Origin of the sequence: Paracoccus sp. SY (assembly GCF_002901215.1) — a bacterium.
Lineage (GTDB): Bacteria > Pseudomonadota > Alphaproteobacteria > Rhodobacterales > Rhodobacteraceae > Paracoccus > Paracoccus acridae.
This window is the reverse complement of sequence record NZ_NWMQ01000168.1, coordinates 1-780: the sequence shown is the minus strand read 5'-3', so window position 1 is coordinate 780 and position 780 is coordinate 1. Positions and strand designations below refer to the sequence as shown.

Here is a 780-nt window from a genome sequence, read left to right as displayed (position 1 = left end):
AGGGCACCACCACAAGGAGGCCGCACATGGCTCTCAACACCACTGATACCCCTGCGACGACCGCCAGCGTTTTTCGCTGCGCGTCCTGCCGGGATCACTACGAGTCCGAGGATGCAGGCCCCGGCCTTTGCCCGATCTGCAACCCCGCCGAGCAGGCCCGCGACCAGATGCTGCAGATGATGATCGCGGAGCAGAACGATGCTTTCCGTCGCGCCCTGGGCTTTGCGGCCCTTTGGCGCGGCCAGCATCTGAAAGGCCGCACCGTCGCCACGCCGGGCTTTCTCGCCATTCCCGAGCGCATCCAAGCGGCCCTGATGAACGCGGTTATCAATTTCACGGACTGGACCGAGGACAACGACCCTTACGAGGATCATTCCTTTGGCCGCGTCGAGGCGCATGGCGTGGCGATCTTCTGGAAGATCGACGTTTGCGACACCGCCTATCACTTCGGCGCGGAAACCCCGTCCGACCCCGAAGGGACGCGCCGTGTTCTGACGCTTTACCTGCCGTCCGAACACTGACCCCGCCATCGGCCTGCTGTGGCTCCGTCAGCAGGCCGAACCATCCCGCACCGACAGCCTGAAAGGGGGTGAATTCATGAGCAGAGAAACCTTGCAGCGCCGTCTCGCAGAAGCGTGGGCGCTTGTCAGGAAGGGCGACAGCTTCGGTATCGGCCGCCGCTTCCTGATCCAGCACGGGGCACTTTGACAAAGCCCGCCCTGCCCCCACGGCCATGAGGGCAGGGCAACAATAGCAACAAATCTCACCACAGAACAAGGA

Annotated in this window: 1 protein-coding gene; it reads left to right on the top strand. The window is 63.3% G+C overall.

Annotated elements, in window-relative coordinates; translation table 11 throughout:
* Positions 1-26 precede the first annotated feature (26 nt).
* Positions 27-521, top strand: a complete 495-nt coding sequence (locus tag CK944_RS22365) for a DUF3768 domain-containing protein (protein ID WP_103175205.1) — start codon at positions 27-29, stop codon at positions 519-521.
* The last annotated feature ends 259 nt before the right edge of the window (positions 522-780 follow it).

What these genes read in the sequence shown, in the direction of transcription:
- CK944_RS22365 (WP_103175205.1), top strand. Translation starts at nt 27, where the DNA reads ATGGCTCTCAACACCACTGATACCCCTGCGACGACCGCCAGCGTTTTT.